Origin of the sequence: Klebsiella sp., assembly GCF_027492335.1 — a bacterium.
In the GTDB taxonomy this organism is placed as follows: Bacteria; Pseudomonadota; Gammaproteobacteria; order Enterobacterales; family Enterobacteriaceae; genus Klebsiella; species Klebsiella huaxiensis.
On record NZ_JAPUEW010000052.1, the window covers coordinates 1 to 15,551 of the forward strand.

Here is a 15,551-nt window from a genome sequence, read left to right on the forward strand (position 1 = left end):
AAAGCCTATCCTCAGCATAGTACCGGGAAGGAGGGAGTGACCATCTCATTAAATATAGCGCTATATTAACCGGATTCAGCCGTTTCAGTAACGAATTTCCGCCAGCTCGCGCAGCTGTTCCGGAGTTGCCACCGGCAGGTTGAAGAAGCGCAAATAGGCCGGGATCATCTCGAACAGCATATCGGTACCGCGCTGGATTGGGCATCCCGCCGCCTGTGCCGCCAGCAATAATGGCGTGAACTCCTGGGCCATCACCACTTCGCCAACAAACGTTCCCGGCGTCAGACGCTGCGGATCCAGCGGCAGCGGATCGCCCTCTTTCATTCCCAGCGGCGTCGCGTTAACCACCAGATCGTGCCCCTGCGGGTCGCGCTGCATCAGGGTAATATCCAGCTGAGGATAGTGCGCAAGCAGACGCTCAGCCAGCGCTTCAGCGGTCTGCGGACGGGCATCGTATAGCGTCAGGGCGCTAACGCCTGCTGCCGCCAGCGAAGCGGCAATGGCCGAGCCTACGCCGCCGCTACCAACCACCAGCGCTCGCGCCCCTTGTGTCACGAAACCTTTACGCTGAATGCCGAGGACAAACCCTTCTCCATCAAACATATCGCCGCTCAGGCTGCCGTCAGCTTCAAGGCGAATCGCGTTACAGGCTCCGGCAATCGCCGCCGTCGGGCTGATATGCTGGACCAGGTCACAGGTGGCGATTTTGTGCGGCATAGTGACCAGCGCGCCGATAATATTAGTCATCTTAAACAGCGCCGGCACAAAGGCGGCATAATCCTCTGGCTTCACACCCATTGGCACCACCTTGGCGTCAACCTGCTGATGGGCAAACCACGGGTTATAAATCATCGGCGCTTTAAATTTGGCAGTTGGGTAGCCAAGATGCGCTATCAGCCGCGTATTACCACTAATCACCATGCCCTGCTCCTTTAGTTACTGCAAAAATGTTACTGCGAAAGTTCAATACGCTTCACGTCGCCCAAAATAAACACATATGCCGCTACGCCAAGCAGCGCAGCGCCACCGATATAAATCAGCGCGTAGAAGAAATTACCTGAGGCAGCCACAATGAAACCAATTACCAGCGGCGTCAGGATGCCGGCAAGGTTGGCGCAGAAATTAAACAAGCCGCCGGTCAGACCGCCTAGGCCTTTTGGAGCGATATCAGAAATTAACGTCCAGCCCAGACCGACCATTCCCTGACCAAAGAAGGCAAACGACATCACCAGAATGACCGCCAGATCGCTGGTCAGCCAGTTGGCGGAAATAATGGTGCTCGCCATCAGCAGACCGGCAATAATCGGCAGCTTGCGTCCGAGGTTTGCCGAGCCGGTAGCTTTCAGTAATTTGTCCGAAACCCAACCGCCGAACATCACGCCACCCGCCGCCGCGAGAAACGGCATAATGGCGAAGAAGCCGACTTTGATCCACGGCATATGGCGTTCGGTCGCCAGATAGGTCGGGAACCAGGTAAGGAAGAAGACCAGTACCGTATTACCGGCGAACTGACCGATGCTGGCACCGAGAATCTGCCGTTTGGCCAGCAGTTGGCGAATCAGCGGCCAGCTAAATGCCGTGTGTTGTTCCGCTCCGGTCGTCATCCCGCCGCCGTTGACGATATGCTCGCGCTCCTGCTGATTAAGATGCTTATCCTCATGCGGCTCGCGATAGCAGCGCCACCACACCAGCGCAAACATTACGCCGACCGCACCCACGCTGATAAACAGCGCCCGCCAACCGAAGCTGCCCATAATCCAGAACAGCAGCGGTGAAAAGCAGGCCAGCCCGAGATATTCGCCGACGGTATAAACCGCCGTCGCTTTCGCACGCTCCTGCTGCGGGAACCAGGCGCTCACTACCCGACTGTTCACCGGGAAACAGGGCGCTTCGCTGACGCCAAGACCAAAGCGGCAAAGCAGCAGCGTTTTCAGGCCCACCGCCATACCGTGGAACATGGTAAATAGCGACCACAGGGTCAACGCCAGAAAATAGGTAATTTTGTTGCCAAAGCGATCGAGAAAGATGCCGCCAGGGATCTGCGCCAGCGCGTAGGTCCAGGCAAAAGCGGAGAAGACGATCCCCATCACCGCGGCATCTATACCCAGTTCAGCGGTCAGCTGCGGTGCGGCAATCCCCAACACCGTACGGTCGAGGTAGTTAATCATCGTGCCGACGGCCAGCAACGCAAGGATCCCGATACGCCGCCGGGATGGACGCCCCCTGGCCGCAGCACCCGCCGTCGCCTGATTTTGGCTATAAGAGTTCATAGTCGTTTCCTGTCATAGGGTACAGATATGTGTTGTTATTGTGTTGGTGGCGTTCTCAAACGAACCATCTGCTACATTACTCGGTGTACTGCATTGCTGACAAGCGTACAGCTGCATTTACAGCACCATAAAGTGCGTAACTGTTGCGTCTCTCGGTCAATTCAAAGAAAAAGCGCCCCGTAGAGAACGGGCGGGTATAGAGATGCAGGAACTCACCGCCGCTGTTATCGCGGTCATAGAGAATACTATGATTTTTCAGCAGATTGACTGAACAGCCGTCGCCAAAACGGGCCAGCAAATCCTCATAGTAGTTCGCCGGGATCGGCAGTGCATTGACCGAGAGCTGTGGCAGGTTTTCCAGCGTCGCGGATAAATCGTGGCAGGCAAAAGCGGCATGCTGTAAACCTGCCCCCTGATAGCAGGCGACCGAGCGGGCAATTTGTGTGGCGCGGCTTTGCGAGATATTTAATGCAAGGCGAATGTCCCCCTGCGGACTGCGCACCGCCAGACTGCGCACCAACCCGTACGGATCCGGTAGCGTCTGCTCATGCTCAAGCGTGAAGCCAAATACGCTACGGAAAAAGATAATCCAGTTATCGCGGCTATCCGCTTCCATTCCAAGGGCAAGATGGTCAATGCCGCAATAATCGTCACGTAGCGTAAGATTCGCGCGCAGATGAAAATCACGGGTATAGATGTCATCACCCACTTCAATCAAATAGATAAGGCTACCGTCCGGAGCGCAAATCGCCGGGATAGGGCTTTCGTTTGGCCCGGCATCTCCTTGCCAGGTTGCGTAGCCGTAGGCACGCGCGCGTTCGACAATCGCCTCACTCTGGCTAACGCGCAGCGCCATGGCGCACAATGAAACCCCGTGGCGCTGGTGAAAATGATCGGCCCAGCTGTGCAGTTGCGCGTTGACGACCACCCGGGCCCCGCCGTTGCGCCAAAGGGAGACGCGTTTTGAACGATGCGTTCCTTCTTCAGCAAAGCCAAGCTGCGCCAGCCGTTGCCCCAGCCCTTTAGCCTCCGCTGGATTCGCGGCGAACTCAATAAACTCCAGCCCGGCGTATTCAGGAAGTTCAGGAAGTGCGAACAACGGCGCGCTGCTCTGCGGCAGCCGCTGACGGGTCTGCTCTTCCAGCCACAGCAAAGAACGATAGCCATCTTTCGCCGTCGCATTGTTGGGCGAGGCGCGGAAGCTATCATTGAAAATCTCCAGCGACCACGGGCCGCGATAGCCGCAACGGGTTAGCGCACAGGCAAAGTCCACCAGCGGTAGCTGCCCCTGTCCGGGAAAGCAGCGGAAATGCCGACTCCATTCCAGAATATCCATCTTCATCAGCGGCGCGTCGGCCATCTGCACAAAGATGATTTTCTCCGGCGGTACTTCCGCCAGTCTTTGCAACGTGTCGCCGCGCGCCAGTACGTGGAAGCTGTCGAGCACAATGCCCAGCGCCGGACTGTTGACGCTTTTGACTCGCTCCCAGGCCTGATGCCAGCGGTTAACGTGCGTGCCCCAGGCCAGCGCCTCGTAACCAATGGCGATCCCTTCTTGTTCTGCCAGTTCGGCCAGCGCGCGTAAATCTGCGACCTGTCGTTCGACATCAGCAGAACAGTCCGGCTGAACGTTGCTGCATAGCAGCATGGTGCCGCAGCCCAGCTCGTGCATTAGCGCGAATTTGCGCTTTGCACGCTCCAGATTCGCTTCGAACTGACTGCGGCTGGCGCCTTCAAAATCACGAAAGGGTTGAAAAAGCGTGATTTTTAGCCCTAAATCGGCTGCCAGATGACGGATATCGGCTGGCGAACCCGTATAATAGAGCAGATCGTTTTCGAAGATTTCGACGCCCTGATAACCCGCTGCGGCAATCGCGTGCAGCTTTTCGGGTAAGGTGCCGGAGATGGAGACGGTGGCGATTGAGCGCAGCATAAAGTCCTCGTGTCATTAGCTGACCTAAGACCTGAATATGTATCATTTGGTTCAATCGCGCCATGGTGGGTTGCCAAATTGTGATCAATATGTGTATTTTTTGCATCTTATTAAAAAGGAGCCATTATGTCCGCCGTTGCTCACGATGAGGCACAATCCCTGAAAGAGCGGATCTTTGCCGCTGCCATTACCGTTTTCGCCGAGCATGGATTGTCAGGTGCGCGAATGGAGCAGATCGCCACCGAAGCGCAGACCACGAAAAGGATGGTGGTTTATTACTTCAAGACCAAAGAGCAGCTCTATCAGGCGGTGCTCCAGCACATCTATGCACGTATTCGCGAAACCGAGCAGCAGCTTGGGCTGGAAAACGTGCCGCCGGTTGAGGCGCTGGTGCAACTGGTGAAGTGGAGCGTACGCTATCACGCTACGCACGCCGACTATATGCGGGTGATCTGTATGGAAAACATGCAGCGCGGAAAATGGCTAAAAAATTCCGGTCAGTTAAAACCGCTAAACCGCACCGCCCTATCGATTCTGGAAGACATTCTTCAGCGCGGCCAGCAGCAAGGGGTGTTTCAGGCAGGACTGGAAGCGCGCGATGTGCATCGGCTGATCAGTAGCTTTAGCTTTTATCAGGTATCAAACTTTTATACCTTCAGCAGCCTGTATCTCGACGATCCGTTGCCGGAAATTGATGATGAAGCGATGGTCACACATCACTGCGATATTGCCGTCAAAGCGGTGGTTCGCTTCGTCATTTCCTGAAGCGTAAAGGCAACGCGCGGGAACGGCTAGTTTCCTGAAAGAGCATGGACAACTTTCGTCATCGCTTCCTGCGTCAGTTCGGAACGCTGAACATGAGAGTTAGCCAGAGCGGTGCGCAGGACGCCGGCGATAACGATATGTTTCGGCTCCTGGCCCAAATCGCGCATTTCAAGCACGACTTTGCCGACTACACGACACATTTCCTGGTACAGTTCGTCGTCTTTCGCTTTATTTCCCATTGTATTTGGCTCACAAATTTTCATTATCAATCAAATCATTATTGATATATTTTCTGGATAAATCAAACCAGTGCCGCTTTTGCTGACCAGCAGATGATTTTCTCTGCAAAACTTGTGAATAAATCCGCGTTTTCGCGCTATTTATCTTGTCACCAGATGAAAAAATGTGTTGCGCAAAATCATAGGATTAGTTTGCTTTTTGTTAAGTATATAACTATAGAAATGAAACATGGTTTTCATTTTCTTTTTTGGATTTGGCAACGTATAATGCCCAACAAATTCGTATTGAATGGTTTCAGCGCATTGGATTGCATGACTAAACGCATAACACATTGCCTCTTTTCATGGGCTGAACCGCCAGCACACTTTCTTCTGCACGCTCTATTGTTGTCACCTATCCTTAGAGCGTGGCATAGCAACTTTCGTAATACAGGTTTAACTCCGCGGCAGTGCGCCCACGGAGTGAGATTTCCCCATCCTTATCCTTCACAACTTAAAGATTAAACTGTCATGAAAAAGACCAAAATTGTTTGCACCATCGGTCCGAAAACCGAATCCGAAGAGATGTTGACCAAAATGCTGGACGCGGGCATGAACGTTATGCGTCTGAACTTCTCTCACGGTGACTATGCGGAACACGGTCAGCGCATCCAGAACCTGCGCAATGTGATGAGTAAAACCGGTAAGAAAGCGGCTATCCTGCTGGATACCAAAGGTCCGGAAATTCGTACCATTAAGCTGGAAGGCGGTAATGACGTTTCCCTGAAAGCTGGTCAGACTTTCACCTTCACCACCGATAAATCCGTTGTCGGTAATAACGATATCGTTGCGGTGACCTATGAAGGTTTCACCAGCGACCTGAGCGTTGGCAACACTGTGCTGGTAGACGATGGTCTGATCGGTATGGAAGTCACCGCAATCGAAGGTAATAAAGTTGTCTGTAAAGTACTGAACAACGGCGACCTCGGCGAGAACAAAGGCGTTAACCTGCCGGGCGTTTCCATCGCCCTGCCGGCCCTGGCTGAAAAAGACAAACAGGACCTGATCTTCGGTTGCGAGCAAGGCGTTGACTTTGTTGCTGCTTCCTTTATCCGTAAACGTTCTGACGTCGTTGAAATCCGTGAGCACCTGAAAGCCCATGGTGGCGAGAAGATCCAGATCATCTCCAAGATCGAAAACCAGGAAGGCCTGAACAACTTCGACGAGATCCTCGAAGCGTCTGACGGCATCATGGTTGCACGTGGAGACCTGGGCGTAGAGATCCCGGTTGAAGAAGTTATCTTCGCTCAGAAGATGATGATCGAGAAATGTATCCGCGCGCGTAAAGTGGTTATCACCGCGACTCAGATGCTGGATTCCATGATCAAAAACCCGCGTCCGACCCGTGCTGAAGCAGGCGACGTGGCTAACGCCATCCTCGACGGTACCGATGCAGTGATGCTGTCCGGCGAATCCGCAAAAGGTAAATATCCGCTGGAAGCAGTCACCATCATGGCGACCATCTGTGAACGTACCGACCGCGTGATGACCAGCCGTCTGGAGTTCAACAACGACAACCGTAAGCTGCGCATCACCGAAGCGGTATGCCGCGGTGCGGTTGAAACGGCTGAAAAACTGGAAGCGCCGCTGATTGTTGTCGCGACCCAGGGCGGAAAATCTGCACGTGCCGTACGTAAATACTTCCCGGATGCGACCATCCTGGCGCTGACCACCAACGAAACTACTGCGCGTCAGCTGGTGCTGACCAAAGGTGTTGTGGCGCAGCTGGTAGAAGATATTTCTTCTACTGATGCTTTCTATATCCAGGGTAAAGAGCTGGCGCTGCAAAGCGGCCTGGCACGCAAAGGTGACGTAGTTGTTATGGTTTCCGGCGCGTTAGTCCCAAGCGGAACCACCAATACCGCTTCTGTGCACGTGCTGTAATAATTTACAGGTTAATTAGTATTTCCTTTAAAAGCGCCTCTTCGGGGCGCTTTTTTTTATTTTAGTACTAGCTACTATTAATAAAAATGCAAATCGGAATTTACTATTTAACCAGAGATTATCTAAGATGAATCCGATGGAAGCGTGCTGTTTTCACACGCGTTTTTAAACTAAAGCGACGATTTCGATGCTTCTTTGAGCGAACGATCAAAAATAAGTGCATTCAAGTAAAAAAATATTCTCATCACAAAAAAGTTTGTGTAATACTTGTAACGCTACATGGAGATTAACTCAATCTAGAGGGTATTAATAATGAATCGTACTAAACTGGTACTGGGCGCGGTAATCCTGGGTTCTACTCTGCTGGCTGGTTGCTCCAGCAATGCTAAAATCGATCAGCTGTCTTCTGACGTTCAGACTCTGAACGCTAAAGTTGACCAGCTGAGCAACGACGTGAACGCAATGCGTTCCGACGTTCAGGCTGCTAAAGATGACGCAGCACGCGCTAACCAGCGTCTGGACAACGCAGCTACTAAATACCGTAAGTAATAGTATCTGTGTAATAAAAATGGCGCACCTTGTGCGCCATTTTTTTTGCTTTGCTTTTCACCTCGCCTACTGCGTTCTTTTCGCTTCATCCACTGGCGCATTTTGTACCGACAACGTCGAGGTCGCGTTCTCACTACCTGATACCGCCACCGGATACCCCGCTCGTCTGGTCAGCGCGCGCTTAAGTAACGCCTCATCTATCGCTTTATTGCCAGCAAACTGATGAAATTCCGCAGGATGCGTATAGGCCATCGTCTGCGTATTACTACCTTCATCAGATGTTAACGGACGATGAACTTCAACATAACGTTTGCCGTCAGGCTCTACGGCGAACTTCACCGGCTGATTGATAATACGCACCGGCGTGCCACTTCTAACCTGACTGAATAAAGACTGAATATCCGCGGCATTCATCCGCATACAGCCTGAGCTGACGCGTAGCCCCACGCTGTCCGGCGCATTAGTGCCATGAATAAGATACTCGCCGTTACCGTACGCCAGACGCAGCGCATAGCGTCCTAACGGGTTATACGGCCCTGCTGGCACTACCGGCGGCAATTTAATTCCTTTCTCCAGCGAGCGTGCTCGTATGCCCGCCGTCGGCGTCCAGGTCGGATTAGGGATTTTCTGTCCGATACGGGTAGTCATCTCCGGCGTTTCCAGCCCCTGTTGGCCAATTCCCAGCGGATAAACCTGCACCTGATTCACGCCCGGCGGGAAGTAGTAAAGGCGCAGTTCAGCCAGGTTGACGACAATCCCCTCTCGCGGTACGTCAGGCAGCAACATTTGCGAGGGAATAAGCACTTGAGTGCCCGGCTTAGGCTGCACCGGCGCGATAGTATCGTTCGCTTCAAGGATCAGCATCGCCGCCGTGTCAAAACGACGGGCAATCGCCTGTAGATTGCGGTCGTCCTCCTGCACTGTCCAGGACTGGTTTTCACCAATCAGGCGGCTATTGGCTGGGGGAAGTGGGTAATCAACGGCCCAGGCAGCGTGTGACGCACTGAGGGCGCTCAGAAGGGTTATGGTAATGAGGGACGCGCGTTTCATACTGAGATTCCTTCTTTCGCTGATAAAACGCCAGGCCTGTATGCCGACGGGAAGCAAACTCCCGTCGCGCATAACAGAATGAAATCTACCTGTTTTATTCTAGCTAAGAATTGCCGCTTTCGCGCGAATTGCACGGATCATGGCTTCCAGTCCTTGCGACCGGGATGGGGTGAGGTGCTGCGTCAGGGCCATTTTTTCGAACCACGGACGCACGTCAAAAGCGGTGATATCTTTGGCGGTCATCTGATCATAAAGAATAAACACCACCGCGATAAGCCCTTTTACGATGGCTGCATCGCTGTCGCCGCGAAGCACGATGGCACCAGTCTCATCCTGCGTCATCACAATCCACACCTGACTCTGGCAGCCCTGAATGATGTTCTGCGCGATGTGTTCCTCGGGACTCAACGAAGCCAGACGCTGACCGAGTTCAATAATGTAGAGATACTTCTCTTCCCAGTTTGCGCAACGGCTAAAGTTGCGCAGCAGTTTGTCTTTGTCGGGTAAAGCCGCCATCGTTGCTTCCTTTAGCTCAATAATTTATGGACTCGCTGCAGCCCAGCCACCAGCCTGTCCACTTCTTCCGTAGTATTGTACATCGCCAGCGATGCCCGACACATGGCCGGAACACCGTAGAACGCCATTAACGGCATCGCGCAGTGATGACCGGTCCGCACCGCAATCCCATAGTTATCGAGGAAACTGCCGACGTCGTAGGCGTGATGCTTACCGAGATTAAAGGCAATCACCCCCAGACGGTTTTCCGGGCCGTAAAGGGTTAAATCCGGCACGCTCTTCAGCGCCTGTAGCGCATAGCGCATCAGGGTTTGTTCATATTCAGCGATATGCTCCAACCCGAGCGCGATAACATAATCCAGCGCCGCGCCAAGGCCGATAATACCGCCAGTATTCGGCGTTCCCGCCTCGAAGCGCCATGGTGCTTTTGCCCAGGTAGTGCCTTCTGTCAGGCTCACGGTGGCGATCATCGACCCGCCACCTTCCCACGGCGGCATCTCCTGCAATATGTCCTGCTTAACATAGAGCACGCCTATCCCGGTTGGACCGTACAGCTTGTGCGCAGAAAAGGCGTAAAAATCACAATCCAAGGCCTGCATATCTACCGGATGATGCATCACCGCCTGTGCGCCATCGACCAGCACTTTAGCCCCATGCTGATGAGCCAAAGCAATCAGAGCCGAAATGGGGTTTTCGGTGCCCAGCACATTCGAAACCTGGGTGATAGCCAGTAAGCGGGTCCGTTCGTCAAACAGACCAGGGATCGCATCCAGTTGCAGAGTGCCGTCCTGATTGAGCGGGATCACCCGCAGCTGCGCCCCGACTCTGGCGCACAGCATCTGCCACGGGACAATGTTGGCGTGATGCTCCATTGCGCTGACGATAATATTGTCGCCCGAGCCAACACTGGCACTCCCCCAGCTGTTCGCCACCAGATTAATCGCCTCGGTGGTACCGCGAACAAACACCAGTTCTTCCGCTGAGCGGGCGTTCAGGAAGGTTGCCGCCTGCTGGCGCACCTGTTCCATTCGCGCCGTCGCTTCCGCGCTGAGCGTATGAATACCGCGATGCACCGCCGCATAGCCGTGACGGTAAAACTCTGCTTCGGCATTAATCACCGCTTCCGGTTTCTGCGCACTGGCGGCGCTATCGAGATAAGCCAGCGGTTGGCCATTAACCTCACGATTGAGCAGCGGGAAATCCGCACGCACCCGTTCCACTGAAAATGTCATGCCATACCTCCCGGCAAACGCTGGCCAATACGCGCCAAGATCTGTTGCCTGAGCGCCTCATCGTCGATAGCTTCCGTTAGCTCTGCAGCAAAGGCGTAAAGGATCATCTGCTGCGCCGCCTGTTGGGTGATACCGCGCGAGCGCAGGTAAAACAGCTGCTCATCGTCTATGCGGCCGATGGTCGCGCCGTGGCTACATTTAACGTCATCGGCGTAAATCTCCAGCTGCGGTTTGGTATCCACTTCAGACAAACGCCCCAACAGCAGGTTGTTGTTGGTCATCTGACCATCGGTTTTAATGGCATGCTGCGCCACATTGATCAGGCCATTAAACACCGCCCGACCTTTGTCGTTGACGATGGTTTTATGAAGCTGGCGGCTGTTGCAATATCCCACCTTGTGGTCAAGCCAGGTGCGGCTGTCACACACTTCGTTGTTGACCGGCATCACCAGCGAGTTAATGCGCAGGTTGCTGTTTTCACCATTGAGCTGCGAACTGGTGTGGTGGCGCAGCACCGAAGCGCCTAGCAGAAAACTGCTGCTGAAAGCCGAGGCATCACGCCCGAGCGCCATGTCGTTATGAGCAAAGTGGTAGCTCTGCGCGTTCTCAAAGGCCAGCTTGATGTGCTGGAGATGAGCGTTATCAGCCACCGACATAGTCAGCCTCGCGCCGGTAAAGTGGCGTTCTCCGTTCAGGCTCAGGTAGTGTTCGATGATCGTCGCTTGCGCGCCGCTCTCCAGCTCCAGATGATGCCGATAGTGAGCGGTGTTCATCTCATCGTTAGCCAGTCCGTGAGTCAGATGCATAATTACCAGCGGCTTTTGCGGGCGCTGATTACGCTTGACGCGGATGTGAGTGACGGTTGACGCCAGGCTTTCGGTGAGATGGAGAAACACCTCTGGCTGCACGGCATCGGGTAGCGCCTGGCGCTGGTTATCCACGCTGACATCGTAGCCGCTGGCGGTCAGATCATCACTTAAGCTTGCGCTAAACTGGCCATCGACAAACACCAGACGCCAGGCATCGATGGGCAGTGCCAGAGTATCCCGCTGCGCAGGAGTCAGCGCCTCCGGCTGAGCCGTCACAAAGGTCTGGTTGAGCAATGCATCCAGTGGCGTATATTTCCAGTTTTCATGCTTACGCGTTGGCAAGCCCAGACGCAGTAATTGTTGCAGATGCTGGTGCGCCTGTGGGCTACGCTGTTCGCTCTGGGCTTCAAACAGATGATGCCACTGTTGCAGCGCGTTACTGCTGTTCGGTAAGCCAGCCATAGCCCTGCTCCTCCAGTTGTTTGACCAGAGTAAAATCGCCGGATTTCACAATCCGACCCTGATACAGCACGTGGACGTAATCAGGCTTGATGTAGTCGAGAATACGCTGATAGTGGGTGACGATAATAAACGAGCGCTTGCCGTCGCGCAGGGAGTTGACGCCATCGGAAACAATCTTCAGAGCGTCAATGTCCAGCCCCGAGTCAGACTCATCCAGGATGCACAGCTCCGGTTCCAGCACCGCCATCTGCAGGATATCGTTGCGCTTTTTCTCGCCGCCGGAGAAGCCAACGTTAACTGAACGGGTCAGCAGATCCTCCGGCATTTTCAGCAGCTTAATTTTCTCTTCCATCAGATCCTGGAAGTCAAAACGGTCGAGCTGCTCCTGGCCGCGGTAGCTGCGCACAGCGTTAAGTGCGGTTTGCAGGAAAAACTGATTGCTGACGCCGGGGATCTCTACCGGATACTGGAAGGCCATAAAAATGCCCTCGCCCGCGCGATCTTCAGGGGCCAGATCCAGCAGATCTTTGCCTTTAAACTCCACGCTGCCGCCGGTAACTTCATAGTCTTCGCGCCCGGCGAGCGTTGCCGAAAGCGTACTTTTTCCGGAACCATTTGGCCCCATAATCGCATGCACTTCGCCAGGGCGAACGTCCAGATTCAGTCCGCGCAGGATCTCTTTATCTTCAACGGCGACCTGCAAATTTTTAATACTTAACATCTTATTTCCTTTGTTATCAGCCGACGCTGTGTTCAAGACTAATCGCCAGCAATTTTTGCGCTTCAACGGCAAATTCCAGCGGCAGCTCTGAGAAGACGTCCTTACAGAAACCATTGACGATCATTGAAATCGCATCGTCTTCGCTGATCCCGCGCTGTAGACAGTAGAACAGTTGGTCTTCACCAATACGCGACGTAGTGGCTTCATGCTCCAGCTGAGCGCTGTTGTTGCGGCATTCCACATACGGGAAGGTATGCGCCCCGCTATCCGGGCCAATCAGCATGGAGTCGCATTGGGTAAAGTTGCGCGCGTTGGTCGCCGTCGGCATGATTTTCACCAGCCCGCGATAACTATTCTGACTATGACCGGCGGAAATCCCCTTCGAGATAATCGTCGAGCGGGTATTTTTACCGATATGAATCATTTTGGTCCCGGTATCCGCCTGTTGATGACCGCTGGTGAGCGCCACCGAGAAGAATTCACCGATAGAGTTGTCGCCGCGCAGAATACAGCTCGGGTATTTCCAGGTGATTGCCGAGCCGGTCTCCGACTGGGTCCACGACATTTTGCTGTTTTCACCTTCGCACAGGGCACGTTTGGTGACGAAGTTAAGGATCCCGCCAGTGTTGTTGTCGCCGGGGAACCAGTTTTGCACCGTGGAGTACTTCACCTCGGCGTCTTTATGAATAATGACTTCGACCACCGCCGCGTGCAGCTGGTAGCTATCGCGTACCGGTGCCGAGCAGCCTTCAATATAGCTGACGTAGCTACCTTCATCGGCCACCAGAATCGTGCGTTCAAACTGGCCGGTTTTCTCGGCGTTAATACGGAAGTAGGTCGACAGTTCCATCGGGCAGCGTACGCCTTTCGGCACGTAGATAAAGGTGCCATCAGATGCGACCGCCGCGTTAAGGGCGGCAAAGAAGTTGTCATTGCCGGGCACCACGGTGCCGAGATACTTTTTCACCAGCTCAGGGTGATCGTGGATCGCTTCGCCGAAGGAACAGAAAATAATCCCCTGCTCCGCCAGCTTTTCGCGGTAGGTGGTCGCCACGGAAACCGAGTCAAAAATGGCGTCGACGGCCACTTCTCGCCCTTCACGTACCGGCACGCCGAGCAGGTTAAACGCCTCTTCCACTTCATTGGTCAGAAATGCGCTGGGACCGGTTTGTTGCTGAGCCCCGGGTTCAGATGCGCAGGTGTCATCGCAGTTGCCGCAGGAGGGCGCTGAATAATAGCTGTAATCCTGATAGTTCAGCTTGTCGTAGTGCGCTTTCAGCCAGTGTGGTTCTTCCATCGCCTGCCAGGCTTTAAACGCATTAAGACGAAACTCCAGCATCCATTCTGGCTCATTGCGGCGTGCAGAAATCGCCCGAACCACCTCTTCATTTATGCCTTTCGCCAGCTCATCGGTCTGTAGCTGGGTAAAAAAGCCTTCTTTATAGTTGAGTGGCCCGCCGCTCCAGGTTTTGACATCGTCAGTTGCTTCAGTATTACGAGACATAGTTACTCCGCCTGAACGCCAAAACTTTCACCGCAGCCGCATTCGTGCTGGGCTTTTGGATTATGGAATTTAAAGATCTGATTTAAGCCTTCGCGAACGTAATCAAGCTCGGTGCCATCGATAAACGGCATAGCTTGCAGCGGTGCCCACAGCTTCGCGCCGTCACGCTCGAACAACAGGTCGTCTTTCGCCGGTTCGGCGATTAATTCGAGGACGTATCCAAAACCGGCGCAGCCGCTGGTTTTGACGCCAAGACGCAGTCCCTGCATTTCGGGTTGCTTACGGACCAGATCGCAAATATGGGCGGCGGCGGCCGGAGTCATCTCCAGACCGCGCCAGCTAAAATCGTCGGGATTAAAAGTTCCTGCTTGTAAGTCCATCGCTCTACCTCATAGGTTGACGCCATCAGGGCATACCCGCCATGTTAGTGATAATGATTATCACTTCAACCCATCCAGAGAAGGGGTATTCCACTATCAGGCTCTTTTTTTGTACTTTTTATAAGCATAGACCCTGTTCCCCGCGTTTTCAGCCCATCATTTTTTGTTTTAATATACTGAAAAATAATAAGTTATTTATTATCAGGCGGTGTTCTGAGGTGCAATGGAAAAGATGTATCGAAAATACCGATTTTTGAAATAGAAAAAGAGTCGTTCTGCTGATTACCCCGATGTGTCAAATCAGCCGCTTAGCCCCAGTGCTCGACTCGCAGTGAGTGAGCGAAAAACGAACAATTCTCATACTACTTCAAAGCAAATACATTCATGCAATAGATTCTATTCATTTTCATTATAAGTACTCCTGTTTCACAGAAATAAAGATTTATTTGCCAAAAGCTAGTTCGTGTAAAATGAGCTGCTAAATTTTCTTCATCTTTAAACGCAATGTCACAATGCTGACTTATCAGGAACGTATGTAGTACTGGATTATGGATATAGAAACAGATGTAATGTCGATGTGTATGGTCGTATTGTTAATTATAAGCGTTTTGCTCGATTAACCTCTTCCCACTATAAATCCGTGAGCCTCGCCGTCTTCGGTAAGGCCTTCACATTCGTTAAGAAATAAGGAGATTCATAGGATTCGCCCGCCGTGGGATTGTTTGCCAAAAGCGTACCCTCTATGCTTTTATCCACAAACTCACGAGGTGATAAAAATGAAAAAAGCAATCATTGCACTTTTCGCAATTGTTTCGATTACAGCCGCCAGCGCTTTTGCCGCAGATAAAGCAGAGGCTCCCGTACCGACAGCCAATAATGCAGGCCATCCGCCGTTTGAACTCACTCAGGGCCACGGTCCGATGCCGTTTCCCCCTTTACCACCGCAAAAGCCGGTATTATTCTCCGCAACAGTGGCAACCGATAACCCGGTTGAAACCATTAATAAACTCACACCGCTTATTCCTGCCAGCAAAGCTAAACATTATGAAGTTCGCGTGGAAGTCGTGCCAATGCCTGATATGCCGAGCCTGTAAGCCTATAACTTCGCCATGGATTTATCAGCCAATCAGGTGATTTATAACGATTAAAAAAGGCTGCCGACATTGGCGGCAGCCTCTTCATTTTATGACTCAATTCG

16 protein-coding genes are annotated in these 15,551 nt (G+C 53.0%); 5 read left to right on the forward strand and 11 right to left on the reverse strand.

The window, feature by feature from the left end; genetic code table 11:
• Positions 1–84 precede the first annotated feature (84 nt).
• From QVF11_RS16265 to QVF11_RS16275, 3 genes are all read right to left on the reverse strand, one after another.
• A complete protein-coding gene (locus QVF11_RS16265) occupies positions 85–921 on the reverse strand; it encodes a shikimate dehydrogenase family protein (protein ID WP_287858247.1) in 837 nt (278 codons plus the stop codon).
• A gap of 29 nt (positions 922–950) precedes the next feature.
• The gene (locus QVF11_RS16270; RefSeq protein ID WP_112213431.1) at positions 951–2,270 is read right to left on the reverse strand and encodes an MFS transporter; all 1,320 of its coding nucleotides are present in this window, start codon (positions 2,268–2,270) and stop codon (positions 951–953) included.
• Positions 2,271–2,346: 76 nt separating this feature from the next.
• Positions 2,347–4,203, reverse strand: a complete 1,857-nt coding sequence (locus tag QVF11_RS16275; RefSeq protein ID WP_287858249.1) for a bifunctional sugar phosphate isomerase/epimerase/4-hydroxyphenylpyruvate dioxygenase family protein — start codon at positions 4,201–4,203, stop codon at positions 2,347–2,349.
• A gap of 126 nt (positions 4,204–4,329) precedes the next feature.
• Here QVF11_RS16275 and QVF11_RS16280 point away from each other — a divergent pair, with 126 nt between their 5' ends.
• Positions 4,330–4,968 (forward strand): TetR/AcrR family transcriptional regulator, encoded by a 639-nt coding sequence (locus QVF11_RS16280; protein WP_110275752.1) that lies wholly within the window; start codon positions 4,330–4,332, stop codon positions 4,966–4,968.
• Between the two features lie 26 nt (positions 4,969–4,994).
• Here QVF11_RS16280 and fumD read toward each other — a convergent pair whose 3' ends face one another.
• Positions 4,995–5,207: a fumarate hydratase FumD gene (fumD, locus tag QVF11_RS16285; protein WP_287858252.1), complete on the reverse strand. Its 213-nt coding sequence runs from the start codon at positions 5,205–5,207 to the stop codon at positions 4,995–4,997.
• Between the two features lie 312 nt (positions 5,208–5,519).
• Here fumD and ynhH point away from each other — a divergent pair, with 312 nt between their 5' ends.
• From ynhH to lpp, 3 genes are all read left to right on the forward strand, one after another.
• Positions 5,520–5,711, forward strand: a complete 192-nt coding sequence (gene ynhH / locus QVF11_RS28705) for a protein YnhH (protein WP_420915791.1) — start codon at positions 5,520–5,522, stop codon at positions 5,709–5,711.
• A gap of 6 nt (positions 5,712–5,717) precedes the next feature.
• Positions 5,718–7,130, forward strand: a complete 1,413-nt coding sequence (gene pykF, locus QVF11_RS16290; RefSeq protein ID WP_112213429.1) for a pyruvate kinase PykF — start codon at positions 5,718–5,720, stop codon at positions 7,128–7,130.
• Positions 7,131–7,442: 312 nt separating this feature from the next.
• Positions 7,443–7,679 (forward strand): murein lipoprotein Lpp, encoded by a 237-nt coding sequence (gene lpp, locus QVF11_RS16295; protein ID WP_003029373.1) that lies wholly within the window; start codon positions 7,443–7,445, stop codon positions 7,677–7,679.
• A gap of 66 nt (positions 7,680–7,745) precedes the next feature.
• On the opposite strand, the gene ldtE is transcribed toward lpp, so the two are convergent.
• The 7 genes from ldtE to sufA all read right to left on the reverse strand — a co-directional run bounded on the left by ldtE (position 7,746) and on the right by sufA (position 14,353).
• On the reverse strand, positions 7,746–8,729 hold the full coding sequence (ldtE, locus tag QVF11_RS16300) for a L,D-transpeptidase LdtE (RefSeq protein WP_112213428.1): 984 nt from the start codon (positions 8,727–8,729) through the stop codon (positions 7,746–7,748).
• 99 nt (positions 8,730–8,828) lie between these two features.
• Entirely contained in the window at positions 8,829–9,245 is a 417-nt protein-coding gene (sufE, locus tag QVF11_RS16305) for a cysteine desulfuration protein SufE (RefSeq protein ID WP_110275748.1), read from the reverse strand.
• Between the two features lie 11 nt (positions 9,246–9,256).
• Positions 9,257–10,477: a cysteine desulfurase SufS gene (sufS, locus tag QVF11_RS16310; protein WP_287858256.1), complete on the reverse strand. Its 1,221-nt coding sequence runs from the start codon at positions 10,475–10,477 to the stop codon at positions 9,257–9,259.
• A complete protein-coding gene (gene sufD, locus QVF11_RS16315; RefSeq protein WP_287858258.1) occupies positions 10,474–11,748 on the reverse strand; it encodes a Fe-S cluster assembly protein SufD in 1,275 nt (424 codons plus the stop codon). The genes sufS and sufD overlap by 4 nt, the downstream gene beginning before the upstream one ends.
• The gene (gene sufC, locus QVF11_RS16320; RefSeq protein WP_110275745.1) at positions 11,723–12,469 is read right to left on the reverse strand and encodes a Fe-S cluster assembly ATPase SufC; all 747 of its coding nucleotides are present in this window, start codon (positions 12,467–12,469) and stop codon (positions 11,723–11,725) included. The genes sufD and sufC overlap by 26 nt, the downstream gene beginning before the upstream one ends.
• Positions 12,470–12,485: 16 nt before the next feature.
• A complete protein-coding gene (sufB, locus tag QVF11_RS16325; RefSeq protein ID WP_112213425.1) occupies positions 12,486–13,973 on the reverse strand; it encodes a Fe-S cluster assembly protein SufB in 1,488 nt (495 codons plus the stop codon).
• A gap of 2 nt (positions 13,974–13,975) precedes the next feature.
• Positions 13,976–14,353 (reverse strand): Fe-S cluster assembly scaffold SufA, encoded by a 378-nt coding sequence (gene sufA, locus QVF11_RS16330; RefSeq protein WP_112213424.1) that lies wholly within the window; start codon positions 14,351–14,353, stop codon positions 13,976–13,978.
• 776 nt (positions 14,354–15,129) lie between these two features.
• Here sufA and QVF11_RS16335 point away from each other — a divergent pair.
• A complete protein-coding gene (locus QVF11_RS16335; RefSeq protein ID WP_287858261.1) occupies positions 15,130–15,447 on the forward strand; it encodes a hypothetical protein in 318 nt (105 codons plus the stop codon).
• Positions 15,448–15,551 lie beyond the last annotated feature (104 nt).